We start from the raw sequence: 25292 nt of genomic DNA, 5'->3' as shown, positions 1-25292 counted from the left end.
GTGTGCTTGTCTTAATGACAGAATGTCCCTAAATTAGACGTAACAATCGCTCAAAATTGCATGATATATTATGAATATAAATAAAAGGATAGTCATTTAAATGCCCGGTAATAAAAATGTTAAACTTCTTTCCCCACCTACTGCTGCATCTAGTTCAACATATCTAAGAATGAAAAAAATAAAAATTGAAAATTTCAAAGCAATTAATTCATCAGAATTTTATCTAAGTGATTTTGTTGTTTTAGTTGGTACAAACGGAAGCGGAAAGAGTTCTGTTCTTCAAGCGATACACTGGATTTTACAAAGCTGCCGGAATAAAAAAATTGAGCCAAATAGAGAAAAAGCTTCGACTCTTTCCGAACTTGATGCAACTTACATGCCTTCTCCAGACTATAAAAATTCGTCTCACACAACAGAATATGGCAATACACAAAACTCACCACAAATGAATGTATATTTTGAAAGCGAAATGGATAATAAATATTTTTGTTTTACAAAAACGTATATAAAATCAGCCAGGAATGAAGGTATAAGCGTACACGCACCATCAAAGGATAGCTTTATATTAACAATTAGATCTCCTTCTCGAGAAGCTTCGGCATATATACCAGGATTGGCTGGCATACCTGCTTTTGAAGAAAAAAGATCAAAAAGAATAGTACAAAGACATGCTGCATCTGGGGATGCAAATACCGTTTTAAGAAATATTTTACTATTACTAAAAGAGAAAAAATCTAAAACACATGAAAATTCTCTTGTTGAAATTGAGTATTTTATATCAAAAATATTTGGGGAAATTAATTTGGATGTTTCATTTTCGGAAAATGATGATTATAAAATAAAAGCAAACTTCCAAACAAAATCGATGAAAGACAGAGATTCTAAATTATATAAGCCTCTGGAATTAGCCGGAATCGGATTTTTACAAGTAATACAAATATTTTCTTATATAGTATATTTTAATCCAAGAGTGATATTGATTGATGAGCCGGATTCACATTTGCATCCCGATGCGCAAGAAAAATTAGTGTCTGTTTTGTTTGAGGCATCTGCAGTTTTTGATTGTCAAGTTATAATGACTACACATAGTCCAAATGTAATAAGATCTCTCCCACTTGAATCTTCTATAATATGGATGAAAAATGGCAAATCATCGATGGATGAGCATGGTGATATTCGTGAAAGTATGGGTTGGGGCCTTCTAGATAAAAAAATAATATTGATTACAGAAGATAAAAAAACAAATATGCTTAATAATATTATTTCTCAATGGCCTGATATCCAGAATAAATGTGTAGTATGGCCCTCTATGGGTAGTTCTAAATTACCACAACCAGAAATGATTAATTCTTTAAGGAAATTATTTGGAAAAAAAATGGACTTTATTATACATCGAGATTCGGACTTTTTCTTGGAAAAAGATAAATCTTTATATAGGGAATCTTATTCATCTAGAAATTTGCATGTATGGTTTACGCAAGGGTCAGATATAGAGTCTTATTATATTAATCCAATTGTTGTCGCAAAAACATATGGAATCTCGTATCAAGATGCCGAGGATATAATCAACATTGCTATGCGTAATCTGAATGATGGAAGTGCACGAACGACATTTAATAGAAAGCGTAATGAAATAACAAATGTTATCAGTGAATATAAGAATGGTCGAGAATGTTTATTGGGATCAGATCAAGCTTACAAAGAAATTTCTGCCCAAAATGAAACATACGTTTTCGTCGGAAAAGATCTTATGTCAGAAATAAGGAAAATTTGCCAACAAAGAAAACTTAAAGGAATACTTGGTTCATTAGTTCCTGAAGGAGTAGGGATTGCTGAAGATTTGAAAACAATTATCACACGTATATTAAGAAAAAGATAATTTATTTTAATTATATGAAATTTTGCATGAAAATGTAATAATATTATTTTGCGATACATAAACAACTTAGTCTATCCCCAGATAGCCCCGCACAATACCGAAACCCCGTAACCGCAAACACCGCCTCCACCGGGATATCAAAATAGAAATCCAGCATCCCCGGCGGGTAACCGCTTTCGGTTTCCTCGCGCTCCATTGCGGCGATGGTTTCGTGTAACGCTGCGGGGGGCGTGCCGGTCAGGGTCAGGTCGTGCGGGCCTACGGCCTGTCCATGGTGGGTTACGGACCAGACCTGCGCGCCGTCATGGTACCCGCCTGCGGCACTTTCGTACCGGTGTTCATCCACCGTGCAGGTCACGACCGTGGCGCCAGCGGAATATGCCGCCAGTCTGGCCTCATGCGCCCGCGCCGTGGCCGGGTCGTTGCACACCACCACCGTCCACCCGTCGGGCAGGCTGGCGATGGACATGGGGGCCGGGCGGGTGTCGTCCTGTGGCGTGCCGGTATCCGTCAGGCCCATGCGGGCCAGAACCGTGGCGCGGTCGATGCCGTGGAACGCGAACGAAGTGACCGCATGCCCCGCCGGTCGGGGCGGACAGGTTTCGCGTATGTGGAAACGCAGCCGGATGGGGGGGAAGATATCCTGCGTGCCCTCGCTCACCTGGGCCGGGGCGAAGGTCACGCCCGCCTCCCCCACGCGGTAGGGATAGACGATGTTTTCCGCCGTGCCGTCGCGGTGGGCGCACATGATGACGGCGGCCTGCACCGGACCGTCGCCACCGGGCAGCAGCACGGTGCAGTTGGCGACCACCGCCGCCGCCCGCGCGCCTGTCCGCATTGCCGCGTCCTGCACCGCGTCGCGCGCGCGATCAAGCTGTATGGCGCTGTCGGCCTGCCCGCCGGGGCCGGCCACCGTCTCGATCACGCCCAGATAGCGACCCGGGGCCATGACCGCGCCAAACGGGGCAAAGACGCCCTGCCGTGACAGAAGCCGCTCCACTTCGGGGCGCAGATGGGCGGCAAGGCGGTCAAAATCCCGCCGCGGCGTGGCCAGCCAGTCCGGCAGGTCAGCCTCGGCCCAGCCCGTGTACACGTCCATCCCTGTCTCCCCGTGCCGGTTCGGGGTCATGATGGGTGGTGGGGGATGGCCGTGTCAATCCGGCGGGGCAAGGGTCCAGGCAGCGGGCGCGATCGTCCGTACCCGCCGGTTTGAAAACCTTAATCTGCCGTCGCCGTCCGGCCCACGCAGAACCCAAGCCCCGTCACCGCGAACGGCAGCACCGCCAGCATCAGGCTGGTCCGGTCGGCCAGGCCGGTAATGCGGGTGAAATTGACCATGATCACATACAGCACCGCGCACAACGCCACCGCCGCAACGCACGGAATGACCGTCGCGCTGAACGGCCGCCCGCGCGACAGGTCACGCCGGCGGGCAAAGAACGCCACCACCGCCGTTGATGTCAGGATCATCAGCACGACAATGCCGATGGTCGAAATCCCGGCCATCGACCCGAAGATATCCACCAGCGGGTCCACCCCCGACAGTGCGGCGGCCACCAGCAGCACGCTGGCCGTGCCCGTCTGCACCACGGACGCCACGTGGGGCGAGGCATGGCGGTCATGCGTGCGGGCCAGGAAGGCGGGCATGATCCCCTCGCGCCCCAGCGCAAGCTGGTAACGGGCAATGATGTTGTGGAACGACAGCAGGCACGCGAACAGGCTGGTCAGCAGCAGCACCTGCATGGCCTGCTGCATCACCCGGCCCGCGTACCGCCCCGCCGTTTCCAGCACGATGTTCTGCCCGTGGTCCAGAAACCCGCGCGTGACCCCGGTAATGCTGTCCGCCCCCCATGCATGGATCACGCACCAGCACGATATGGCGTAGAACAGGCCGATGATCACCACCGCGCCATAGGTCGCGCGTGGAATGGTACGCTGCGGGTCGCGGGCTTCGTCACGGAAAATGGCCGTGGCCTCGAACCCGATGAACCCGGTAATGGCGAACAGCAGCGCCACCGCGAACGGCCCCGCCGCCTGCCCCGCGTCGGGCACGGGGGCGACGGGCATGGGGTGCCACATGATGGCGGCATTCATGACCACCACCACCCCGATTTCCAGCACCAGCGCCACGCCCAGCACGCGCGAACTCAGGTCGATATGCCGGTAGCCCATCAACGCCACCGCCGCCAGCACGCCCGCCGCGTACAGCCACCACGGCAGGGCCGGGCCGCCCCACTGGCGCACCGCGTCATCCATGGACCAGCCGAAAAACCCGTAAACCCCAAGCTGTATGGCGGTATAGGTCAGCAGCGCCAGGAACGCCCCCGCCCGCCCGCACCGCGCGCCCAGCCCCGCGCGGATATAGCTGAAGAACGCGCCCGCTTCGGTCATGTATTGCGTCATGGCGACGAACCCGACCGAAAACAGCAGCAGCACAACCGCCGCCGCGACAAACCCGGTCCATGCAAGCGGCCCGTTGCCCTGCGTGATCGCCAGCGGCACGTTGCCGCTTATGACCGTAAGGGGGGCGGCGGCCGCAATGACCATGAAGATGATTTCCGCCACGCCCAGGTTGCCCGAAAGCCGCCCCGTGCTGGCGGTGCCGCATGCGGCGCTGGTCGTGGCGGTGGTCGTGGTGGCGGCGTCTGCCCGCGCGGTCATGCCGTCAGGCCCATGTCACGGTACAGGTCCATCCTGCGGTCGGCCAGGAAGGGGTTTTCACGCTGCGCGCGCGCGACCAGGCCGGGTTCGATATCGGCCACCAGCAGCGCCTCCTCCATCCCCGCCTGCGCCAGCACCGTGGCGTCGGGCGCGATGATGCGGCTGTTGCCCACGTAAACCGTGTCGCGCTCGCGCCCGGTATGGTTGATATAGGCCAGGTAGATCTGGTTTTCCCACGCCCGCGTGCGCACCAGTTCGCGGGCGGAAAACAGGTATGGCTCCATCAGCGCGGTGGGCACCAGCAGCGCCTCGCACCCCGCCTGCGCCACGTGGCGGACATATTCGGGAAACTCCACGTCATAACAGATCATGCCCGCCACGCGCACCCCGCCAAAGGGCACGACGGCGGAAGGCTGCGCGCCGGGCAGGAAGAACGCGCGTTCCATGTCGCCAAACAGGTGCAGCTTGCGCACATGCAGCACCTGCGCGCCATTGCGGTCCAGCAGCATGGCGCTGTTGTACAGCCCGTCGGGCGTGTGTTCGGCATACCCCACCATGACCGCCACCCCGCGCGCCATCGCGATGTTGCGCACCGCCCCCACCGCGTCGAAGCGCGCCAGGTCATGCAGGCTGTCGCCAATGTCGTAGCCGGTCACGAACAGTTCGGGTGTTACCAGCAGGTCCACCCCCTGCCCCGCCGCGCGCGCCAGCGTGGCGTCGAGTTCACGCAGGTTGGCGTCAATATCCCCCGGGGTTCCCGCTGTCTGTAGGCCGGCCACGCGCATGATGTAAGGTCCTGATTTATTGCTGATTCGCAATGGGTATCATGCCCGCCGCCCGACGCAACACAAATCTTGCCGCCTGCGTCATGGCGGGTGTCTTCCGACGCTTTTTGCAAAACGCTTCGCCACAGACCCCTGGCAACCGGCACTCAGGCCGCGTGGGTGTGGCCGGGATCGTGGTCGTGGTCATGGCGGTGGTGCAGGTCGGGGTAATGCGGGTGGCTGTGCACCAGCCTGGTATGCACATGGCGGTGGGTGTGGGGTTCGCCCACCGGGTCATCGGGGCCGTGTTCGTGCTGGTGGTGTTCGTCATGCACGTGGCGGTGGGTGTGTTCCATTTCCTCATGCACATGTTCGTGATCGTGGCGTTCGCTCAGGTGCAGCCACAGCCCCACCGCCATGAACGCCCCCGCAATGGCCAGCCGCCCGATGTCATGCGCATGGAACAGGGCCACCGACACCACCGCCCCGATAAACGGGGCCATCGCGAAATACGCCCCCGTGCGCGCCGCCCCCAGGTGGCGCAGCCCCAGCATGAACGCCACCAGGCTGAGCCCGTAGCCCAGGAAGCCCACAACCCCCGCCGCCGCCACGACCCCCGCGCCCGGCACGCTGGCATGCTGCGCCACCAGCGCCACGCACAGGTTGACGCCCCCCGCCACGACCCCCTTTATCATGGCGATGCGCACCGGGTCGGCCGCCGAAAGCCGGCCGCTGAGGTTGTTGTCAATGCCCCAGCACACGCACGCGGCGATGATGTACAGCGCCCCGGGCGCCACCGCCGCGTGCCCCTGCCATGACAGCACGCCCGCCCCCGCCACGATGCACGCGGCGCCAAACAGCAGCCTGCGGTCCACGTTTTCACGAAACACCACCCACGCGATCAGCAGGGTCGCGATGCTTTCCATATTCAGCAGCAGCGACGCGCTGGCCGCGTCACTGCGCGCCAGCCCGATCATAAGCAGCAGCGGCCCGGCCACGCCGCCGGTGGCGATCACCCCCAGCAGGCACGGCAGGTCGGCACGCGTCAATGCGGCCTCGTCATGGCTGGGCAGCCGCAGCGCCGCGCGCGCCCCCAGCATCAGCGCCAGCCCGAGGCCGGAGCCAAGGTACAGCAGCCCCGCCGCCATCTGGGGCGACATGCCACCCAGCAGCAGCTTGGCAAATGGCGTGCTGGCGCCAAACAGCACGGCGGACAGCAGGGCAAGGACAAGACCGGTTCTGTTCATCCCCCACTCATACCATACGGCATCCGGCGGGGGCCATGGAGATATGGGGATATGATGGAATAACGTGTCAGCTGTTCAGCCCATCATTTCCAATTATTATTTTTTCTGTAGTCACATCTAAGCGCCGTGGCCATGCACAAGAGCTCATTGGCTTATCATTCAGGTTGTTATATGCTAGTATAAACATTGAATATATGGTAATTTTCTAATAAATATTCGGGACGCGGAGATGAAACATATAAAAAAAGGTTCATGGCTGGATGATCTGATACATGTTTTGAATACACTGGGTGGCAAAGGTAGATATGACGAGATATATCCACTTGCCAAAGCACGTAGAACTTCACGCGGCGCGAACTGGACGACACATGCCAAGGCCAGCATCCGCAGAACCGTAGAAGATCATGCAGAAAGTTCATTGAATTTTCAAAGACAGGACCCTTCCAAAAGAAAAGCAATATTTTATAGTGTTCAAGGTCATGGAAAAGGCGTCTGGGCGCTGTTGCCGGAATACCTGTCCCCCACGCAGGCAAAACCTGAAACCGATCAACTAACGTATCATGAAGGTCTGGAAGGTATTTTAGAAGAAAAAAAGTATTTACGTCGATCGCGTGATCCACGACTGGTTCAGAAGAGGAAAAAGAAAGATGATTTTACCTGCCAGGCCTGCGCTTATCGCGAGAAAGTAGATGGAGATAAATATATTATTGATGTGCACCATATAATGCCGCTAGGAAATTTAACGGAGGCGACGATTACAAACCTTGATGATCTGGTCTGCCTCTGTCCAAACTGTCATCGTATCGCGCATAGCCGCAAAGATCGTCCATACAGTGTTTCTGAAATAAAAAACATAATTATGAAATAATTACTTATTTCTATTATTTCTGTTATAATAAAACTTTTCCTTCGACCAGAAATGAAAGCTCGGCCTCCTATCTGAAAATATTTTTCTGATCTTCCCTCACCACCGTTCATGCAGGATATCCAGCGCCGCATGCAGCGTGCGGATGCGCGTGCCGGGGGTTTCGTCCATGCCACACACCGCGCACACCACGCGGCCGCACGCCGGGGTCAGCAGCGACAGGGCGCGGTCAATGGCGCGGCGGGCGTGCATGCTGGCCTCGGTCTCCTCCATCGTGCCGCCGCCCGTGCCGGTATGGGGCGTGTAGCGCTGCACCAGCCGCCCGCCGCGCATGGCCCGCAGCCAGCATGCGCGGAACCGCAGGCCCGCCGCGTGCTGGTCGGCGGTCAGGGCGGCGTTGGCGCGGTGGAACAGGCGGTCCAGCATGCACGCGTCACGCACCCGGCGCACGGCCTGTCGCGGGGTGCGCGGGGCCAGTTCCACGCAGTCCCGCACCACCATGCGGGCGCGGGCGGCGGGGCCATCGGCCCCCATGTCGGGCTTCAGCCCCATGGCAATGTCACGGGCGGCCAGGCGCGCGCGGCGGTCGGCGCGCAGGATGGCGGCCACGCGGCGGCGTTCCCCTTCGGGGGCGTCAGGGGTACGGGCAAGGGGTACGGACATGGCGTTTCCTGTGCAATCTGTATGATATTTTCATACTAACCGCCCGCAATGCAGGCGGCACGCCCGGGCGTACCCCTTGCAGCCGAGGCCAAGGGGTACAGGCACGCCACGCCACACCCCCCGGTTTTCCGCGCTTTCTGGTCGGGGTGTACCCCTGTTCCCTCCGTACCCCTTGGAAAACAATTTCAGTCACGGAGCATGGATAAGGGACCGCCATGGAAAGTTTGCGGTTGCAAGGGGTACGGAGGGAACAGGGGTACGCCCGACCGCCTTGCCGGGCCGGTGCCGGAATTACATAAGGCAATGTAAAACCATGCTTGAGTGTTTGCTTAACCCCCGTTTGACAGTGGGCCGGAAGCGCCGTCTATTGTCGTTCCGTAATGTTTATGGGGATCATGTTCCATGGGACTGTCGTTTCGTCATGCCGTATGCATGGCCGCCCTGCTGTCATGCGCGTCGCCCGCCATGGCCCGGACCGTGCCGGCCGATGTCGTCTTTACCAATGGCTATATCTACAGCGTTGATAAAAAGGACCATGTGTACCAGGCCCTGGCGGTAAAGGACGGGCACATCGCCTATGTCGGCAGCAACGCGAAGGCCGGGCGTTATGTCGGCCCCGCCACGCAGCGCGTGGACCTGGGTGGACGGATGATGATGCCGGGGCTGGTGGACGGGCACATGCACCCGCTGGACGGGGGCAAGAGCCTGATGGGCTGCTCGCTGGACTACCTGGCCCTGACGCATGACGAATTCAGCCAGCGCGTGCGCGCCTGCACCGCCAATCCCGCCCTGCGTCGCGCCAATGGCACGCTGGTGGTCCACGGCTGGTTTCAGGAGGCCATGAAGCCCGCGGGCGTGCGCCTGACGAAGGAAGACCTGGACCGCATCGACCCCCGCCGCCCCATCGTGGTGCGGTCCACCTTTGGCCATACCACGCTGGTCAATTCGGCGGCGTTGCGCATGGCGGGCATCACGGCGGCGACAAAGGCCCCCGCAGGGGGCGAGATCGTGCATGATGCGAAGGGCCAGCCCACCGGCGTGCTGGAGGACGTGGCGCAGGACCTGGTCGAACGTGTCGATCCCCCGCTGAGCGCGGATGAAAACGTGCAGGCGGCCCGCGCGTCGCTGGCGGCCATGCGTGAACAGGGCATTACCGGGTTCCTGGACGCATGGGCGCTGGATGATGACCTGTCCAGCTATACCGCGCTGCAGAAAAGCGGCGAACTGACGGCCCGCGCCCATTTCGCCCCGCTGGTTGAACCCGCCACGGGCACCGATGTGGCGGGCAACGTGCAGCGGCTGAAAGCCATCGCGGCAAAATACGATCAGGGGCCGATTGGCGTGGACCCCGGCATTACCGTGCGCAATGTCAAGTTTTTCATGGACGGGGTGATCGCAGCCCCCGAACTGACCGGCCGCGTGCTGCAGCCCTATTATGTCAATGCCGGCACGAAGGACGCGCCCAACTGGGTGCCCGGCACGTCGCTGGGGCCCGCGCCGTATTTCCCGCCCGCGGTCCTTGGCCCGCTGCTGCAGGGCGTGGTGCAGGCCGGGTTTGACCCGCACATGCATGCCGATGGCGATGGCGCGGTGCATATCGCGCTGGATGGCGTGCAGTACGTGCGCGAACACCTGCCGCATGCCGATTTCCGCCCCGCCATCGCGCATGACGAACTGGTCTCCCCCGCCGACGTGCCGCGCTACAGGCCGCTGGACGCCGTGGCGGTGCTGTCGTTCCAGTGGGAAAAGGAAGGACCGGATACGGTGGATGCCGGCCGCGACTTCCTCGGCCCCGAACGCGCGAAGGCGATGGAGCCCGCATGGCCGCTGTACAAGGCCGGGGCGCGGATCGCCTATGGTTCCGACTGGCCGGTGGACCGCCTGAACGAATGGTTCGCGCTGAAGGTGGGCGTCACCCGCACCAACGCCCCCGAAGCGGGCGAGAAATATTCACACCCGCTGGGTGACGCCCCCGGCCTGCCCCGCCCCGCGGTGGTGCGCGCGATCACCATGAATTCGTCATGGGAACTGCGTTCGGACACGCTGACGGGATCGCTGGAACGCGGCAAGCTGGCGGACCTGATCGTGCTGGACCGCAACGTGATGCAGATCCCGGCGGCGGACATCGCCAATACGAAAGTGCTGCTGACCATGGTGGGGGGCAAGGTCGTCTATAACCGCGACGGGTCCATCGCCCTGAACGCCACGACCGGCCCGGCGCGGTAACCGGCCCCGACTGACAGGCGTTTCCGGGCGCCGCCTTTTTTCACGAAGGCGGCGTCTTCCCATCCCCCGCCGGCGCGACCCACACCCATTGCGGCCCGGACGTGGCGCAGCGCAGCCTGCGGCGGGTCCAGCCAAGGCCGCGCAGGATGGTGGCCACGCGCTTCTGCGCCATGCGGTCCTGGCGGTCGCGCGGCAGGCCGAGGGCAAGGTGCAGCACATCCGCCATGCGCACCTGCGCCTGTCCCCCCATGCGCAGCCATGCGGTGACGGGGTCGCGCCAGACATCTTCATGCATGCGGCTGTCCTGCGCCTGCCGGGCGATGGCGCCGACATGCCCGTTCTCCAGCCACAGCGGCATGGGGGACGTGGCCTCGACATGGTCAGCTTCGGCCCATAGCTGCGCGCGCCATTTTTCGACCCATGCCACGTCGGCATGCGCGCAGGTGATGGGCCAGTACCGGCGGTTGCCGGTGGGGTCGGTCAGGTATTCCTCCTCGTTGGTGGTGCCGGCAAAGACGCACTGGCGCGGGCGGGTGACCTCGAACGCGCCATAGGTGGGGCGGTAGCGGTCATGCTGGCGGCTGAAAAATGCCTTGGCGTCGCGCGCGCTGCTGCGGCCCAGCGCCTGCAGTTCGGCCATTTCCACGCCCCATACCCCCAGCAGGCCCTGGGCCGCGTCCTTTTCCCCCAGGTCGCGCGGCAGGTCGTCCTTGAACCACGCCGTGCCGAACAGCGTGGCCAGCAGGCGGCTCTTGCCCATGCCCTGCCGTCCCTCCAGCACCGGCACGTAATCGAACTTGCACCCCGGGCTGCGCACCCGGCGCACGGCGGCGCACAGGAAACGCGCGCCCACGGCGGCATGGTACGCATCATCCGCACAGCCCAGCGCATGGTGCAGCCATGCGCCAAGGCGCGGCGTGCCATCCCACCGCAAACCGTCCAGCCATTCGCGCACGGGGTGCGTGCGGCGCATCATGGCGGCGGTGCGGCAGGCCTGCTCGCCCACCGTGCGGCTGACCGGCAGGTCATAGGCGCGTTGCAGGTACGCCTGGATCAGGGCGGCGTCCATGTCCTCCATCGGGCGGGGATAGGGCCCGGGCGCTGGCTGCGCACTGTCATAGGGCGGTGGTGCGGCGCGGGTGATGATATGGCGGCAGCTGAATTCGTCCCATGCCAGCATGCCGCGCAGCCGCGCGTCATGCCCCAGCAGCACAAGGCAGTTGCTGAGCGATGGCACGATCCGTCCCCCCGCCCCACGGGCCAGCAGGTCCATCCATGCGGGACTGGCGGGCGCATCCGCCCCGGCAGGTGTGACCCCTGCCATGTCAGGGTCGTCCCCCGCGCACGGGACGCGGGTTGCGCAGCCCCGCATTCAGGCCCGAACGGATGGTGGCGCGGGCTTCGTTCAGCGGAATCCGGCGGCGCTGCGCCGCATGCAGCAATGTATCACGCGCCTGCGCCATGTCCATCATGCCCGCCCCGCACCACCGCCCCAGCGCATAGGCGCGGGCGTTGAGCGTGGTGTTGGCCATGCCCGCCGGCGCGTCACACACGGCATGCAGCGCGCGCAGCAGCACGCCCGGCGCGCGGTCGGCCGCCATGCGGCGCGGGGGCATGGGCTGTGGCGCGGGGGCCAGCAGGGCCGCCAGCCAGTGCGGGATGGGTGGCGGCGGCACATCCCACGGCGGCACGCGCCATGTATACGCCCCGCCCGTGGCCGGGTGCGCGCCCGGCGGAATGGTGACCGCCTGCCGCCCCCGGTGCGGGTCCAGGCCGGGGGCCGGACAGCCCGCCTGCCCGCGCAGGGCCTGCCCGTCATGGCGGAAGAACAGCACCGCGCCGCCCGACCCGCCGGTGCGTGTCATGGGGCGTGGCGGCAGCGGGCCGTGGCGGCGGACCAGCGCGGCAAGGGCGGCCACCCCGTCGGCGGCATGGGTGCCGGGGCGGTCCACATCCAGCGCGAACAGGCGCGATGGCCCGCACACCACCCGCCACCCGCATCCGGGCCAGCGCGCGGCCCAGCGGGCGATTATGTCGGGGTCACAGGTGGCATGGTCCACCGCGCCACGGAAACACGCGGCGCGTGAGGCCGCATGCACGGGCAGCACATGCCACCCCATGCGGGCCACGCGGTACAGGTCGGGCGGGATCGTGTCGGTCATGGGCGGGTTTTATGGGACATATCCCACTCCGTCAAGGAATAATGGGATATATCCCCTCTACACAGGGCGGGCGGATTATGGGACAGTTCCCATTATGGATACACGCTCCCCCGCCGCCACCGAGATCGAGCGCCGCATGGCGCTGCTGAACCTCAACAAAAAGCGCCTTGCCGAGCTGGCGGGCCTGAACGAAACCTATGTCCATGACATTCTGCGCGGAAAGTCGCGCAATCCCGGCGGCGACCGGCTGGAAAAGGTCGCCGCCGTGCTGGGCTGCACCGCCAGCGACCTGCTGCGCGGGGGGGCGGCCGGCAATCCGGGGCCAGCGGCCGCGCGGCTGAAGGCGCTGCGTGAACGCGCGGGCTATACCGTGCGCGCGCTGGCGCGTGACGTGGGGCTGGGGGACAGGTTTTCCAGCTATGCCTTTTATGAAAACAAGCTGAAAAAAGAGTATATTCCTGTCGAACTTGTGCGCAAGCTGGTGCCGCTGCTGACCGACCGGGGCGATCCCCCCATCGCCGCGAGCGAGGTCTGGGCCCTGTCCGGCATCGTGCCCGGCGCCACCGACCTGAACGAAAGCATAAGCCGCGCCGAACGCGCCACCATGCCCACGCAGGCCGATGACGGGGCGATAACGGTGCATGAATACGACATATCCCCGCAGGCCGGCGCCGGCGCGATCGTGGACCATACCGCCTGTGGCGATGGGGAGGGGCACCCGACGCTGGATTCATGGCGCATCCCGCGCGACTTCATCCGCAACTACCTGCCGGACACCGGCGGGCTTGCGATCATCCGGGTGGCGGGCAATTCGATGGAACCGGAATTCGCCGCCGGCGACCGCGTGCTGGTTGATACCGGCCACCGCGTCCCTTCGCCCGACGGGGTGTACGTATTGTGGAACGGCATGGGCGTGGTGATAAAGCAGTTGATGCTGGTCCCCAATTCCCGCCCCCCGCGCATCCGCATCATCAGCGTCAATCCCACCTACCCTGTCGATGAGGTCGATGCATCCGACCTGGTGATAAACGGCCGGGTGGTGGGCAAGTGGGTGTGGAAATAGGCGCGTCCCGGCGGGCGTGTCAGGCAGGGCAGGCAGGGCCGAAACTGCTCAATTGTAACTTTATGTTGCCAAATGGTTGCCGTATTCAGGGCGTCCTGTTTTCCCGCCCGGCGCATGACGCCGGGGAAAAAGGAAGGAAAGCAAGACATGTTCAAGTCTGCCTCAGTACTCGCGACGCTGGCGGCGCTGGCCGTTGCCACCCCGGCCATGGCGCAGGGCGCAAATGACTTCTGCAAGGCCGTAAGCAAACAGCCCAGCGGTGAATGGAAAATCAACACGGACACCACCGTCATGATTGGTGGCGCCCGCGTGGACCTGAAACCACAGACGGTCTATCGCGGCGAAATCAAGATCAACGAACAGGACCTGCACAACGAGTTCGACAAGAACTGCACGAAGTAAGACCCATCCGGCATCACCTGCCGTAATGGCCCGGCACCCTGTCCCGTTGCGCGGCGTACGCACACCGCATGGCGGGGCAGGGTCCGGCGGACTGGCCTGCCCCCTGCCCTACTGACGCCGCATTCACCCCCTAGGCACACATCCTGCGCCCGCCACCGCTGCCCGGATGCTTCATGCCTGCTGCCCGCATATCCCCTGTATTACAACCCCATGCCATGACCGGCGTTATGCCTGTCATGACCGATACGACATCCATTCCCGCCCGTTTCCACCTGCCCGCGATGGCCGTGCTGTGCATGGCCACGCTTCCGGCCCATCCCGCCCGGGCAGAAAGCCAGCACCTGGCCCTGGTCCCCGCCAACACCACCGTGCTGCTGCATGCCGACAGCGTGGTGGGCGCGATGGAGGGGCGGTTCGCCCGCGTGTCGGGCACGCTGGATTACGACCTGTCGCGCCAGACCTGCCATGTCGACCTGACCATGGACGCGACCAGCGTACACATGGACACCGTGGTGGAACGCAAGGCCGCGAAATCGGGCAACATGCTGGACAGTGACCGCTTCCCCACCACCCGTTACGTGGGCGACTGCAGCCCCCGCGTGGTGAAGGGACAGGTCCGGTCGCGCATGGTTGGCCGCCTGACCATGCGCGGGCAGACCCACCCCATGACATTTGATACGCAGATGGTCTTTACCGGCAACACCCTGACCATGCTGGACAGCACCGGCACGTTCGACGGCCGCCAGTGGGGCATGTCCACCATGCTGCACACCGTCAGGCCCCGCATGCGCACCGAAACGCGCATCACCCTGCCCGCCACCCCTGCCGCCCGCGGCTAGATCGCCCCACGACTCAATCGCCCCACGGCTCAATCGCACAGAAAGCGCGCCCCCCATGACCGACCAGACGACCGCCCCCCGCACGCTGGATGAAATCGCCTGCTATCACGCCCATGTCTATTTTGACGACACGGCCACGCGTGACACGGCAGCCCGCCTGCGGGAACAGATCGCCGACCGTTTCGCCGTCAGGCTGGGCCGCTGGCACGAAGTCGCGGTTGGCCCGCACGTCGCGCCCATGTACCAGGTGGCGTTTGGCACCGACCTGTTCGCGGCGCTGGTGCCGTGGCTCATGCTGAACCATCAGGGCCTGAGCATCCTGATCCATCCCGGCACCACCAACCCGCGCCGCGACCACATGCGCGACAGCATGTGGATCGGCCGCCCCCGCGCGCTGCTGTCCGACCGCCTGCCCGAACAGACATCCGAGCCCGATGGCGTGGGCGAAATCAATACCCGGCCCGATGCAAAGGCCATGTGACCGGCGGGACCGTCTGGAAATGACAGAAGTTTCTGGTGAAGCTTTTTTCAAAAAGCTTCAGGAAACGTCGGCTTTGCTGGAAAAAGGCGATGCCCGGAAGCTTCTGTTTTTTATCCATGCCATACGAAACGGCCTTATGACCCCGCCGGCCGGCATCGCATGCGGGCATGTTGCATAAAACCATTTATTTTCCGGCCGTGTTTCCATATGGAAGCATGATGGCCGGTTCGCACGACAGTCCTGATCCCTCCCTTACCCGTTTCATTGACTGGGCGTATCAGGCGTCCGTCGCGGGCGTGGGCAGGGCCGGATCGGCGGAAGACGTGGCCCGCGCCTGCCTGGCCCGCAATGGCGGCGATACGCTGCGGGCGGCGCGCGCGCTGATCCGCCGGCAGAATGCCAAGGCCGCGACGGCGGGATTCATAAGCGGCCTGGGCGGCCTGGCCACGCTGCCGCTTGCCCTGCCCGCCAATGTCGCGGGCGTGCTGTATGTGCAGGTGCGCATGATTACGGCCATCGCCGTCATGGGCGGGCATGACATCCGTGATGCGGACGTCAAGGCCGCGTGCCTGTCCTGCCTGACCGAAGTGGGGCTGGAGGAAGTGGCCAAGAATATCGGCCTGTCCATTGCCGGGTCCGCCGCCGTGAACAATATCGGCAACCGCGTCGTGGTCGAGACCAAGAAGCACCTCGCCCGCCATGCCCTGCACGCGGTCGCGGCGCGGGGTCTGGCCGGTGGCGCGGCGGCGGCCGTGCCCGTGCTGGGCGGCGTGATTGGCGGCACGTTTGACGGCCTGAAAACCAACCGCATTGGCCGCGCCGCCATCCGGCAGTTCATCACGCAGCCCATTCCCGCCCGCCTGACGCCGCCACATGATGACAGGAACGACACGGAAGCATAAGCGCCCGCCCGCATTGCGTGACAGGCGGCATGGCGATCTGGCAACGATCCCGTCCACGGTTTCCAGTGCAGGCATCAGGCATCATTCCGCACGCGTTTTCTGTCGCGCCATGCCAGAAGGCACAGCGCCTGCATGCACACCGCCCCCAGCGGCAGCCAGACAAATCCGGCCATGATCCAGAATGACAGACCCGGTGGCTGCGTAACCCCGCCCTCGACATAATGGCCCTGTGACAGGAACTGCGCCAGGACAAAGCCGGTCAGCCCCATCGCCAGCTTCGTGACCCATGTATTGATCGAATACGCAAGGCCCGCCGACCCGGTCGAGGTCCGTGGATCACCATCATCCACGGCATCCGCCAGCAAGGTGTAATATAGCGGCGACATCACGCCCTGCGCCAGCGCCAGAAGGGCTGCGGACAGGAAGAACCCGGTCATGGACGCCCCCGCCACGGCCATCGCCAGATAGGCCGCCCCCTGCGCGATCAGGCATATGATCCCGGTGCGGACGGTTCCCACCCACCGGGCAAGCGGAAGGCACGCGGGCACGCCCGCGAACAGCAGGACGGTGATGAAGGTAATGATATTGGCGCCCAACTGCTCCGTGCCACCCAGAATGACCCGCGCATAATACAGCGCAAACCCGAACAGGGCCGCCTGCCCCACGAAATAGAAGAACGCCAGCAGGTTGCTCAGCACCCAGTGCCGGTTTCCCAGCAGATGGCGCAGCGTGACCTTAAGATCCTGCCGCACGGGTGCCGGGGGATGCCGCACGGTGCAGCCACGCGCCACGCACAGCCACAGGATACTGCCCAGAACCGACAGGGCCAGCACATAGACCGCCATGCCATACCGGTGCTGCGCCGCGCTGTCGCCCCCACCCAGCCATGTGATGGCGGGAATGGTCAGCAGCGCCACAAGCAGCGACCCGGCCTGGCACCCCATCATGCGGAAGGCATTCAGGCCAACCCGCCCCGTCGCGGTGCGGCTGATCATGACGGCCAGCGCGCCATAGGGCGTATTGATGCACGAATAGATCGCGCCAAACACGATATAGGTCGCGCCCGCCCACACGACTTTTCCCGTGGGCGAAAGCGGCAGGGCCAGAAAGCACGCGAAACCCGTCAGGCCAAAGGGAATGGCAAGGAAGCGGATCAGGCGCGGCACGACCAGCCCGCCAATCCGGTCAACGCCATAGCCGATGGCCGGATCGCAGAAGGCATCCACCACACGCGCCACCAGCAGTATCCACGATACGGCCACCAGCGGCAGGCCGTAGATATCCGTGTAATAATACATCAGGTAGGATGACGTCATGCCCCACATCATGTTGGAGGCGGCATCACCACAGCCATAGGCCATCTTTTCTTTTACGGAAAGCGCCTGCCCGTTCCCCATTACCCTGCTTTCGCTGAAATTTCAGGCCGGGCCGTACGCTGTCATGTCGTTGTGACACGACAGGCCGGACCCGACGCCATCATTCCATTGTCAGTTATCCTGTCCGCTTTCAAGAAAGAATGCCGGGGTGTCTTTTTGTCCCGGACGCAGCGTGACCTGTCCGTGCGGGTTCTTCAGGCAGACAGGCCATCTGGGCAGGCGCAACGGATGTTTTACCGTGGCATGGCTGCCGGGCTGTCGGGTGCGTTACCGGAAATCCGCGCGGTATTTCGTAACCGCCGCCTGCGCGCAGGCTTCGTCCTTTTCCCCGCCCGGCGCGCCGGATACGCCAATCCCGCCCAGCACGGCATGGTCCGATACCCGGCGCAACGTGACCCCGCCGGGCACGAACAGGACTTCGGGAATGGTATTCAGCGCCCCGTTCGCCGGTCCCGTCACCTTGGCCGCGATCAGCGCGCTGGTGGTGTCCATGTTGAACGCCATGCCATAGGAATAGGCCGTATAGGCCTTGCGATAGGACACCGACAGCGATTGCAGCGGCACGCTGTCGCCCTTGATGACAGCCTGCTGGTGGCCCGTCGTGTCCACCACGGTCGCGGTTACGGAATATCCCTGCTTCGCGCATGCATCCACGGCCTCGGTCGCCAGACGGGTCGCGGTCATCCAATCCAGCTTGGGCGTCATGACCACATGCCCCTGCGCATGGGCCGCGATGCTTGTAAACAGGCCCCCCGCGACAAGGGCAGACTGCGTGAACCGGTTCATATTCATGACGCGCGCCATTTCCCTGCTGCGGACAGGGGCATGATGCAGAACCGGCGGAACGGCACGCAATCGCAAAAGCGGGGTTTCACACGATGGTGTTGGCTGCCGGGATGGCATGTGAAAACTTCTGTTCTTATCCATCAGGCCGGCAGTATCAGTCCCCCGCCGCCCCCATGGTGGGATAGTCGATATAGCCTTCCGGCCCGTGGGTGTAGAAGGTGGACGGGTCGGGCGGCGTCAGTTCCACACCCGCGCGCAGGCGTTCGGGCAGGTCGGGGTTGGAAATGAAGGCCTGGCCAAAGGCCACGGCGTCGGCGCGCCCGTCCTCGATGGCTTTTTCGGCGCTGGCCCCGGTGAACTTTTCATTGGCGATATACACGCCGCCGAACTGCTTTTTCAGTTGCGGGCCAAGGCTGTCCGGCCCCTCGGCCTCCCGCGCGCAGATGAAGGCAATGCCGCGCCGGCCCAGTTCGGTTGCGACATGGCCAAATGTCGCGGCGGGGTCGGAATCCCCCATGTCATGCAGGTCGCACCGTGGCGAGAGGTGCATCCCCACCCTGTCCTTGCCCCATACGGCGATGGCGGCATCCGTGACCTCCAGCATCAGCCGCGCGCGGTTTTCGATCGACCCGCCATATTGGTCGGTGCGGTGGTTGGTGGAATCCTGCAGGAACTGGTCCAGCAGGTAGCCGTTCGCGCCGTGGATTTCCACGCCGTCAAACCCGGCCACCTTCGCCAGTTCCGCGCCACGGCGGAAGGCGTCGACAATGCCCGGTACCTCCTCCGTGCGCAGGGCGCGCGGGGTGACGTAGTCACGCATGGGGCGCAGCAGGCTGACATGCCCCTTCGCCGCGATCGCGCTGGGTGCGACCGGGGCTTCGCCATTCAGGAAATACGGGTCCGAAATCCGGCCCACATGCCACAACTGCATGAAAATGCGCCCGCCCACCGCATGCACGGCGGATGTCACCTTTTTCCACCCTTCCGCCTGCGCATCCGTCCAGATGCCGGGCACGCCTTCATACCCGATGCCCTGCGGCGTGACCGGCGTTGCTTCCGACAGGATCAGTCCCGCCAGCGCGCGCTGGGCATAGTATTCGGCCATCATGTCGTTGGGCACATGTCCCGGCCCGGCGCGCAGGCGCGTCAGCGGCGCCATGACGACGCGGTTGGGCAGGGTCAGCGCACCGACCTTCAGCGGGGTGAACAGGGTTGGCATGACACGTCTCCACAGGTTCATTTTGGCGTGGATGATGGGCCTGTCACCGCCTGCCTGCAACCCGTACGCGCAATCCCGGCCGCATTACGGGCATGCGCCCGCCTTTTTCAGCAGTTCGTCCCATTTCCTGCAGGTTTCCACCGCCCCCTCACCCAGCCCGGTGCGATAGAATATCTGCGTATGGGCGGGATCGTTCATTTCAAACGTGATGCCCGCCTCGCGGCTCTTGCGCCGGTTGCGGATGCTGGACAATGCGGTTTCGCGCACGGTTATCGTGCCGACTATCCCGCCATCCCATAATTCATACCTCTGTTTCTGTTCACTTTCGGGAACATCGAACAGCACGCCTGCAATTTCATCAGGCCGCGCGATGACATAATCCCCCTTTTGCATGATCATGACTTCTTGGCCGTCAAACATCAGCACATTGGGATAATTGTCGGTCAGGGTGCAGTCAGCGGTGATGACCGGGTGTTTCATCAGCGGCTGCAGGCGTTCGTCAATCAGGGTCCTGAAGTACCTGTCCTGGCGTGCGGCCTGTATCCGGGCGTTGATGACGGGCCTGCGGATAATCAGGCTCCGCAGCAGGCCAAAGGCGATATAGGACGCCGAGACCACCATGAAGGCATGGGCGACAGGCTGCTGCACCCGCGTTATCATCATGATTATGGACAGTATGGGCCAGGCAACCAGGTAATGAAACGTAATGACCATGATCATGAGTTTTGACCTGGTACGGTATGCGATATCACCGTCCAGTTTGGCGTGGATCATTATTTGTCTCCGGGTATGTCTATTTAAAATATCATTCGGATTTCAATGCTGGCGCCTGCCAAACAGGTACCATATCGCAATCGGCCCCAGGAATATGGACGCCTGCCACAGCATGCCATTGACAATGAACGACAGTACCAACCCGACAATCGAGGGTATGAACAGGACGGTGTCGCTTGCGAACAGGTCCTTGAACGCTTCCCATCCCGCCCTGGTAAACGGGAAAAGCAGGGAGGAGACCGTGTACACCGCAATGGTCATGACCGTCGTGAATGGATGCGACGGCCGGCCTGGCTGTGTGAGGAGGGTAATCATCAGGCCTTCGAGCACGAACGCTATGGCAAAGCTTTTTCCCACGAAGTCCGGGCCCAACATATGGCCAAGTTCACGATAGCAATTTTTCACCTTGATCAGGAAATCCACAGGGCGCTCCGAATTATGAACCGTAACGAACAAATCCGTTTGGCATTTTTATGACCATGTAGTCCATAAGCGGCGGAAGGGTTTTCCCCATTTTGCGGCATTAATTTGAACAGGTGTGTCCAAAATGCCGCGTACGCATCCCTGCCCACCTGTCACGGCATGCCGGTGCCCGGCGGGATGCAGGCCCCGGGCGCGCGGGCGTTTTATGGTTCCGTAACGGGAAAAGCCGGGACAGCTTATGCTTCTGCGCCGGGAACGGGGGGCGTGCCCGTCAGTAACGGGCCGGGATGCGGCATGCGCAGCCACGGGGCACACGGTCCATGCCGCGCGTCGACCCTGTCCTTATGGTCAGGGCTGCGGCCCCTCTGGCGGCGGCAGGGTCGCGCGGATGGCGGTGGAATAATCGGGGCCGATCACGGCGCCGGGCGCGCGGTGGATGCGGCTTGCGTCATGCAGCGCGTCATAATCGGGATAGCGTTTCGGGTCATACGGTCCCAGCAGGTCCATGTCATACGCCATGTCGGCGGTATGCCCGCTGAGGATCACGCGCCAGTCGAACCGGTACCGCAGCCGCGCCCCCGCGCGCGCCAGTATGCCGGTGGTGCAGTTGTCGGTCAGGGTGTTGTACCACACGGGGCGGGAAACGATGTCATGGATCGCGCCGACATAGCTGAGGAACAGGTGTTCGCGCACCGCGGGCGCGATATCCAGCCGGTACATGTAGACCCGTTCGCGCCGGATGTCGGTGCGCACGCCGATCAGGTCGCGTTCATCGGCGGTGACATAGAACAGTTCGTAATGGTGGAAGAACCCGGCAATGGTGGAATAGGGAAACCGGGCCTGCCGCCGGGTCTCGATGGAGATGGCAAGGTGCTGGCCATCGGAAAACCCGAAGCTGAGGAACACATGCGCGATCGACTCCCCCGCCCAGTAGGAGGTCACGAGGTCCACCCGGTCCAGCCGCCGCAGGTCATACGTCGCGTCATACCATGCCGGGATGTAGTCGGTTTCGGTGCGGTAGCGGAAATTGCGCACGTTATGGACATGCACCACGTCCCCCATCCGCCATGCATCGACCGGTACGGCGTATTCACCGGCCCAGACCCGGTCATTGCGCGGCGGGTCGGTGACATACCAGGTCGCCAGCGCCGTCACCGTCACCACCCGCGCCGGGAACACCAGCCCCGCCGGGCGCAGCCAGCGCGCGCCGACCATGATGGCGGGAAACGCCACCGACAGCCCCAGCCGCAGCGCATCGGGCAGGATGGTGGAATAATACACCGCCCCCGCACCCAGCGCCAGGCCCGCCCCCTGTACCGCGCGGCCGCCCCAGTGCAGCGTCCGCCGCCACCCGCGCGGCCCGCTGCCGTGGCCGGGCGTCCCGTCCGGTGTCCCGCGCGGCATGTGGCCGCCCGTCCCGCCGGGGGCCGCGTCGTGCCCGCGCGGGGGCGTCATGGCCGCCCTGCCCGCGCCACCACGGCCCGCCGCGCGTGGCGGGGCGCCGCCGGCGTCATGGCCTGCGGCGGGTTCTGGGCCAGTTGCAGCAGCAGGATGCGCTGGACCTCGGCAATGGTGGCGGGGTTGGACTGGGTCGAATGTTCGGAATTGCGCACCACCAGTTCTGACTGCACATCGGGGATGTGGGCGCTTTCATACGACACCACCCCGTCATCGGCATGGGTCAGGTCGCGCGGGTTACCACAGACGGGAATGATGGAATGGGCCTGCACGTCGGGGGCCATGGGAATGGTGGGCAGCGTGCGCATGAACGCGCTGTGCGGCGACATGGCGTACACGCTGCCCAGACGCAGCACGCGGTTGTTCAGGTGCGTGCTGTCTCCCGCCCCGGTCACGATGTCGCGCGCGGTTTCGGTCACGCGCACCGGCAGGCTGACCATGCTGCCGACAAGGCGCGCAATAGACATGGCCGCAAGATAGCTGCCGTGCTGCGGGGTGGAAATGAACACCACGCGCTGGATTTCGGGCATGGCGGTGGGGAACATCGTCTCATGCACCAGTTCGCGCGTGCTGTCGCTTAGGTGGAAGGAAGACAGCGGCCGCCCCGCCGTGCCGTCCCACAGCCGGTCGCCGGGGTTGATGACCAGCATGCGCGCCAGCAGCCCGCCCTGGCTGTGCCCCACCAGCGTGATATGCCCCAGCGCCGGGTCCGCCTTCACCCCGCCCAGGCTGTCCACCGCCTGCGTGATCGCGTGCCGCAGCTGCCATGCCGAATACGGGATGGGGTTGGACGTGGCGTAGGAGAAGAACCAGAAATCGAAATGATCGCGGATGCGCCGGTCTTCCAGCAGGTCATTGACCATCACGGCCCAGCGGTACGGGCTGGACGCGGTGCCGTGTATGAACACCACCGGCATGTTGCCGCGCCGGTGCGGCGTCATGGCGATCAGGCGCGGGCGCGTGCCGTCATAGGTCGTGCCGTCAAAGAAACCGCGATATTCCTTGGTCCACAGCGCCGCGTCCACCAGGCTGAGCGCACGGGCGGCGGTCTGGTCATATTCGGCGGGCACGCGGGCATGGCCGATGGGGGTGTCCGGGCTTTCATCCATCACCCGCAGCACCAGCCGCCCGGTCAGGTGCGCGCCCAGCACCTGCGCGCGCGGGTTGTCGATTTCCAGCAGCAGGCTGGCGGGCACGCGCAGCTTGTCCGACACGCTGAAGCTGCCGTCATTCGCGGCCCCGTCGCCGCTGCCGGTGGGGTCGCCACTGGCCAGGTCGTTGCCACCATGCGGGGCGGGCGGCGTGGGCACGGCGCGCAGGGCGTCATCATGCGCCGGACCGGTCAGGTCCGCCACGGCGGAAGGCTGGACCAGATGTTTTGCTTCATGCGCGGCCTGTGGCGCGGGCTGTGGCGGGGTGAACGCGGGGTCGGGACGGGCCAGCGCGGTCAGGGCTTCGCCCAGTCCGGGGGTGCGATAGACGTTCGGTATGCCGCCAACCCCCAGCGTGGCCGTGGGCTGCAGGCGTTCCAGCAGGCGTCCGTGCCAGCGCAGCTGCGCGGGGTCGGCGCTCAAGACAATATCGCCAAAGGGCAGCGCACGGGTCTGCGCCGTGACGTTGACCGGGGCGGGAAAGGCCGCGGCCAGACCAAGGTTGTACAGGTCGCACGCCTGCCGGAAACGCCCGTCATACGGGCTGGGGCCACCCGCCTGTCCCGGCTGCAGGAAGGCATAGGCATAGACCGCGGCGGCCAGGAAATCCTGCGCATGGTGGTGGCGCAGGCCCTGCCGGTAACTGAGTTCCGCCAGCGCGAACAGCACGTCGCCCTCGTCATCGCGACCGGCCGCCTGCGTGCGCAGGGTGGCGATGGCGCGGTCGGGATCGGCGCGCCATGCGGCCAGCAGCCCGTGGCGACGCAGCACGATCATCGTTTCGTCAGCCGGCCTGCCGCCCTGCAGCGCCGTGCGCGTGGTGTCACGGTAGCTGTGGACCAGCGACACATGCCGCACCGTAACCGGCCCCGCGCACCCCGCCAGCAGCACAAGCGCCAGCACGCCCCCGCCGCGCGCGGCATGGCCCATGCGGACAGGACGGCGTATGCTGCGTGCCGACGCGCGGCGGGCAGCGGTGAAAATGCGTATCATGCCGCAGGTTAAGCACCAGTTCGCCCCCCACGCAATGCGCTGGCGACGTTCAGGGACAGGGTGAACGGGCCATGACGGATGATCGCCCCCCTGCCCCGGCACGCCGGGCGGAAACCCCGTGGGCATGGCGGGGGCTGATATGGAAAACCGGCGTCATGTCGGCAGTCGCCTCATTGCAGACATTCTGCCACATTGCTGCATTGCCAGAAGCAAATATCAGGGAGCATGGCGCACCCAGAGGCGCATACGTAATGATGCTCGATGCCTGCACAGGAACAAATTAGAAACGTTTGAAGCTACGATAACATTCGGGAAAGACAGACAGCATGCTGTCATTACAATCTGATTCTGGTCGTTCGTCTTCTTTGGCCTATTCTCAGGACGAAAGGCTCACCAGGCAGAATATTGAAGATCTCGGTCGTATTATTGCATCAGAGGCACGTGGCTCGAACGAGACGGCACAACTCATGGTCGGATGGACTGTCATCAACAGGATGAAGCGCCGTCATCTCAGGTCGGTGTCCGTAGTCTGGCAGCATAACAATTACGCACACAACCATCCTGCAACGACAATAAGCCGACGGATCGCGGAAAGCCTGCTGTCCGGTCAGGCGCGTGATATCAGTCAAGGTGCTACCCTTTTTTATTCCCCGCTCAGCATGCCAAAAGAGGGAGATACGAATCTGCATGGATTCGATATTGGTAGCGGACTGGAATCAGTCGATGGGGTTCGGGACCGAAGTGGAAAACCGATCAGAAATTATGTCCCAGGTTGGGCACAAGACGGGAGGCGCGTGCGTGTCTTTAATGTTCCGGAAAAGGAGTTCAAGTTCTATCGGGAGTAAACCTGTGCGATCATGTGCCCTCACGCTGGCGTTCTTTCTCACGTTAGGCCCGGCCCATGCGCATTCGCCGTCACTCCCGGCTGCAAACGTGCCCGTTCCCCCGACTTTTGCAG

General features: G+C 62.5%; 24 protein-coding genes. 10 read left to right on the top strand and 14 right to left on the bottom strand.

Features of this window, described 5'->3' with window-relative positions; genetic code table 11:
- Positions 1-100 precede the first annotated feature (100 nt).
- Complete coding sequence (locus S101446_RS03275) at positions 101-1879, top strand: AAA family ATPase (RefSeq protein WP_087607592.1); 1779 nt, start codon at positions 101-103, stop codon at positions 1877-1879.
- Positions 1880-1922: 43 nt separating this feature from the next.
- Here S101446_RS03275 and S101446_RS03270 read toward each other — a convergent pair whose 3' ends face one another.
- The 4 genes from S101446_RS03270 to S101446_RS03255 form a co-directional block, all read right to left on the bottom strand.
- Positions 1923-2978, bottom strand: a complete 1056-nt coding sequence (locus S101446_RS03270; protein ID WP_087607591.1) for a hypothetical protein — start codon at positions 2976-2978, stop codon at positions 1923-1925.
- Positions 2979-3097: 119 nt separating this feature from the next.
- On the bottom strand, positions 3098-4540 hold the full coding sequence (locus S101446_RS03265) for an APC family permease (RefSeq protein WP_087607590.1): 1443 nt from the start codon (positions 4538-4540) through the stop codon (positions 3098-3100).
- Positions 4537-5325, bottom strand: a complete 789-nt coding sequence (locus S101446_RS03260; protein ID WP_087607589.1) for a carbon-nitrogen hydrolase family protein — start codon at positions 5323-5325, stop codon at positions 4537-4539. Before S101446_RS03260 ends, S101446_RS03265 begins: the two co-directional genes overlap by 4 nt.
- A 146-nt stretch (positions 5326-5471) precedes the next feature.
- A complete protein-coding gene (locus S101446_RS03255; protein WP_087607588.1) occupies positions 5472-6551 on the bottom strand; it encodes a DMT family transporter in 1080 nt (359 codons plus the stop codon).
- Between the two features lie 229 nt (positions 6552-6780).
- Here S101446_RS03255 and S101446_RS03250 point away from each other — a divergent pair, with 229 nt between their 5' ends.
- On the top strand, positions 6781-7419 hold the full coding sequence (locus S101446_RS03250) for an HNH endonuclease (RefSeq protein WP_087607587.1): 639 nt from the start codon (positions 6781-6783) through the stop codon (positions 7417-7419).
- A gap of 96 nt (positions 7420-7515) precedes the next feature.
- On the opposite strand, the gene S101446_RS03245 is transcribed toward S101446_RS03250, so the two are convergent.
- Positions 7516-8079, bottom strand: a complete 564-nt coding sequence (locus S101446_RS03245; protein WP_087607586.1) for a DUF6456 domain-containing protein — start codon at positions 8077-8079, stop codon at positions 7516-7518.
- Positions 8080-8481: 402 nt separating this feature from the next.
- On the opposite strand from S101446_RS03245, the gene S101446_RS03240 reads away from it, so the two are divergent.
- Positions 8482-10305 (top strand): amidohydrolase, encoded by a 1824-nt coding sequence (locus tag S101446_RS03240; RefSeq protein WP_087607585.1) that lies wholly within the window; start codon positions 8482-8484, stop codon positions 10303-10305.
- Positions 10306-10345: 40 nt separating this feature from the next.
- Here S101446_RS03240 and S101446_RS03235 read toward each other — a convergent pair whose 3' ends face one another.
- Both S101446_RS03235 and S101446_RS03230 read right to left on the bottom strand, forming a co-directional pair.
- Positions 10346-11629 (bottom strand): VapE domain-containing protein, encoded by a 1284-nt coding sequence (locus S101446_RS03235; RefSeq protein WP_087608815.1) that lies wholly within the window; start codon positions 11627-11629, stop codon positions 10346-10348.
- A 1-nt stretch (position 11630) separates the two neighbouring features.
- Positions 11631-12467 carry a bifunctional DNA primase/polymerase gene (locus tag S101446_RS03230; RefSeq protein WP_053323672.1) on the bottom strand — a complete coding sequence of 279 codons (837 nt, stop codon included), beginning with the start codon at positions 12465-12467 and terminating at the stop codon, positions 11631-11633.
- A gap of 94 nt (positions 12468-12561) precedes the next feature.
- Here S101446_RS03230 and S101446_RS03225 point away from each other — a divergent pair, with 94 nt between their 5' ends.
- The 6 genes from S101446_RS03225 (at position 12562) to S101446_RS03205 (ending at position 16154) form a co-directional block, all read left to right on the top strand.
- Complete coding sequence (locus S101446_RS03225) at positions 12562-13530, top strand: S24 family peptidase (RefSeq protein ID WP_010508446.1); 969 nt, start codon at positions 12562-12564, stop codon at positions 13528-13530.
- 147 nt (positions 13531-13677) lie between these two features.
- Positions 13678-13932: a hypothetical protein gene (locus S101446_RS03220; protein ID WP_053323696.1), complete on the top strand. Its 255-nt coding sequence runs from the start codon at positions 13678-13680 to the stop codon at positions 13930-13932.
- Between the two features lie 227 nt (positions 13933-14159).
- On the top strand, positions 14160-14771 hold the full coding sequence (locus tag S101446_RS03215) for a YceI family protein (protein ID WP_087607584.1): 612 nt from the start codon (positions 14160-14162) through the stop codon (positions 14769-14771).
- Between the two features lie 55 nt (positions 14772-14826).
- Entirely contained in the window at positions 14827-15252 is a 426-nt protein-coding gene (locus S101446_RS03210; RefSeq protein ID WP_010508354.1) for a DOPA 4,5-dioxygenase family protein, read from the top strand.
- A gap of 19 nt (positions 15253-15271) precedes the next feature.
- Complete coding sequence (locus tag S101446_RS17605; RefSeq protein ID WP_167376401.1) at positions 15272-15430, top strand: hypothetical protein; 159 nt, start codon at positions 15272-15274, stop codon at positions 15428-15430.
- Between the two features lie 37 nt (positions 15431-15467).
- On the top strand, positions 15468-16154 hold the full coding sequence (locus S101446_RS03205; protein ID WP_231289870.1) for an EcsC family protein: 687 nt from the start codon (positions 15468-15470) through the stop codon (positions 16152-16154).
- A 74-nt stretch (positions 16155-16228) separates the two neighbouring features.
- Here the strand turns inward: S101446_RS03205 and S101446_RS03200 are convergent, their stop codons facing one another.
- The 7 genes from S101446_RS03200 to S101446_RS03170 all read right to left on the bottom strand — a co-directional run bounded on the left by S101446_RS03200 (position 16229) and on the right by S101446_RS03170 (position 24334).
- A complete protein-coding gene (locus S101446_RS03200) occupies positions 16229-17551 on the bottom strand; it encodes an MFS transporter (RefSeq protein ID WP_087607583.1) in 1323 nt (440 codons plus the stop codon).
- 246 nt (positions 17552-17797) lie between these two features.
- Positions 17798-18322 carry a GlcG/HbpS family heme-binding protein gene (locus S101446_RS03195; RefSeq protein WP_039794171.1) on the bottom strand — a complete coding sequence of 175 codons (525 nt, stop codon included), beginning with the start codon at positions 18320-18322 and terminating at the stop codon, positions 17798-17800.
- A 148-nt stretch (positions 18323-18470) separates the two neighbouring features.
- A complete protein-coding gene (locus S101446_RS03190) occupies positions 18471-19535 on the bottom strand; it encodes an alkene reductase (protein WP_019085296.1) in 1065 nt (354 codons plus the stop codon).
- 84 nt (positions 19536-19619) lie between these two features.
- Complete coding sequence (locus tag S101446_RS03185; RefSeq protein ID WP_087607582.1) at positions 19620-20309, bottom strand: hypothetical protein; 690 nt, start codon at positions 20307-20309, stop codon at positions 19620-19622.
- Positions 20310-20351: 42 nt separating this feature from the next.
- Positions 20352-20684, bottom strand: coding sequence for a hypothetical protein (locus S101446_RS03180; RefSeq protein ID WP_239648514.1), 333 nt, complete (start codon positions 20682-20684; stop codon positions 20352-20354).
- Positions 20685-21080: 396 nt separating this feature from the next.
- Positions 21081-22187, bottom strand: coding sequence for an Lnb N-terminal periplasmic domain-containing protein (locus S101446_RS03175; protein ID WP_087607581.1), 1107 nt, complete (start codon positions 22185-22187; stop codon positions 21081-21083).
- Positions 22184-24334 (bottom strand): esterase/lipase family protein, encoded by a 2151-nt coding sequence (locus S101446_RS03170; protein ID WP_087608814.1) that lies wholly within the window; start codon positions 24332-24334, stop codon positions 22184-22186. The genes S101446_RS03175 and S101446_RS03170 overlap by 4 nt, the downstream gene beginning before the upstream one ends.
- A gap of 326 nt (positions 24335-24660) precedes the next feature.
- Here S101446_RS03170 and S101446_RS03165 point away from each other — a divergent pair, with 326 nt between their 5' ends.
- A complete protein-coding gene (locus S101446_RS03165) occupies positions 24661-25179 on the top strand; it encodes a cell wall hydrolase (RefSeq protein WP_087607580.1) in 519 nt (172 codons plus the stop codon).
- The last annotated feature ends 113 nt before the right edge of the window (positions 25180-25292 follow it).

The sequence above is a fragment of the Komagataeibacter europaeus genome, from assembly GCF_002173515.1.
Lineage (GTDB): Bacteria > Pseudomonadota > Alphaproteobacteria > Acetobacterales > Acetobacteraceae > Komagataeibacter > Komagataeibacter europaeus.
This window is presented reverse-complemented; position numbering and strand designations above follow the sequence as displayed.

Bases quoted from the DNA above. Each gene is read 5' to 3' on its own strand.
- S101446_RS03200 (WP_087607583.1), bottom strand. From the start codon at position 17,551: ATGGGGAACGGGCAGGCGCTTTCCGTAAAAGAAAAGATGGCCTATGGC.
- S101446_RS03170 (WP_087608814.1), bottom strand. From the start codon at position 24,334: ATGATACGCATTTTCACCGCTGCCCGCCGCGCGTCGGCACGCAGCATA.
- S101446_RS03270 (WP_087607591.1), bottom strand. From the start codon at position 2,978: ATGGACGTGTACACGGGCTGGGCCGAGGCTGACCTGCCGGACTGGCTG.
- S101446_RS03260 (WP_087607589.1), bottom strand. From the start codon at position 5,325: ATGCGCGTGGCCGGCCTACAGACAGCGGGAACCCCGGGGGATATTGAC.
- S101446_RS03230 (WP_053323672.1), bottom strand. From the start codon at position 12,467: ATGACCGACACGATCCCGCCCGACCTGTACCGCGTGGCCCGCATGGGG.
- S101446_RS03165 (WP_087607580.1), top strand. From the start codon at position 24,661: ATGCTGTCATTACAATCTGATTCTGGTCGTTCGTCTTCTTTGGCCTAT.
- S101446_RS03225 (WP_010508446.1), top strand. From the start codon at position 12,562: ATGGATACACGCTCCCCCGCCGCCACCGAGATCGAGCGCCGCATGGCG.
- S101446_RS03220 (WP_053323696.1), top strand. From the start codon at position 13,678: ATGTTCAAGTCTGCCTCAGTACTCGCGACGCTGGCGGCGCTGGCCGTT.
- S101446_RS03275 (WP_087607592.1), top strand. From the start codon at position 101: ATGCCCGGTAATAAAAATGTTAAACTTCTTTCCCCACCTACTGCTGCA.
- S101446_RS03175 (WP_087607581.1), bottom strand. From the start codon at position 22,187: ATGACGCCCCCGCGCGGGCACGACGCGGCCCCCGGCGGGACGGGCGGC.
- S101446_RS17605 (WP_167376401.1), top strand. From the start codon at position 15,272: ATGACAGAAGTTTCTGGTGAAGCTTTTTTCAAAAAGCTTCAGGAAACG.
- S101446_RS03245 (WP_087607586.1), bottom strand. From the start codon at position 8,079: ATGTCCGTACCCCTTGCCCGTACCCCTGACGCCCCCGAAGGGGAACGC.
- S101446_RS03210 (WP_010508354.1), top strand. From the start codon at position 14,827: ATGACCGACCAGACGACCGCCCCCCGCACGCTGGATGAAATCGCCTGC.
- S101446_RS03195 (WP_039794171.1), bottom strand. From the start codon at position 18,322: ATGAATATGAACCGGTTCACGCAGTCTGCCCTTGTCGCGGGGGGCCTG.
- S101446_RS03240 (WP_087607585.1), top strand. From the start codon at position 8,482: ATGGGACTGTCGTTTCGTCATGCCGTATGCATGGCCGCCCTGCTGTCA.
- S101446_RS03215 (WP_087607584.1), top strand. From the start codon at position 14,160: ATGCCTGTCATGACCGATACGACATCCATTCCCGCCCGTTTCCACCTG.
- S101446_RS03250 (WP_087607587.1), top strand. From the start codon at position 6,781: ATGAAACATATAAAAAAAGGTTCATGGCTGGATGATCTGATACATGTT.
- S101446_RS03255 (WP_087607588.1), bottom strand. From the start codon at position 6,551: ATGAACAGAACCGGTCTTGTCCTTGCCCTGCTGTCCGCCGTGCTGTTT.
- S101446_RS03235 (WP_087608815.1), bottom strand. From the start codon at position 11,629: ATGGCAGGGGTCACACCTGCCGGGGCGGATGCGCCCGCCAGTCCCGCA.
- S101446_RS03265 (WP_087607590.1), bottom strand. From the start codon at position 4,540: ATGACCGCGCGGGCAGACGCCGCCACCACGACCACCGCCACGACCAGC.
- S101446_RS03180 (WP_239648514.1), bottom strand. From the start codon at position 20,684: ATGTTGGGCCCGGACTTCGTGGGAAAAAGCTTTGCCATAGCGTTCGTG.
- S101446_RS03205 (WP_231289870.1), top strand. From the start codon at position 15,468: ATGATGGCCGGTTCGCACGACAGTCCTGATCCCTCCCTTACCCGTTTC.
- S101446_RS03190 (WP_019085296.1), bottom strand. From the start codon at position 19,535: ATGCCAACCCTGTTCACCCCGCTGAAGGTCGGTGCGCTGACCCTGCCC.
- S101446_RS03185 (WP_087607582.1), bottom strand. From the start codon at position 20,309: ATGATCCACGCCAAACTGGACGGTGATATCGCATACCGTACCAGGTCA.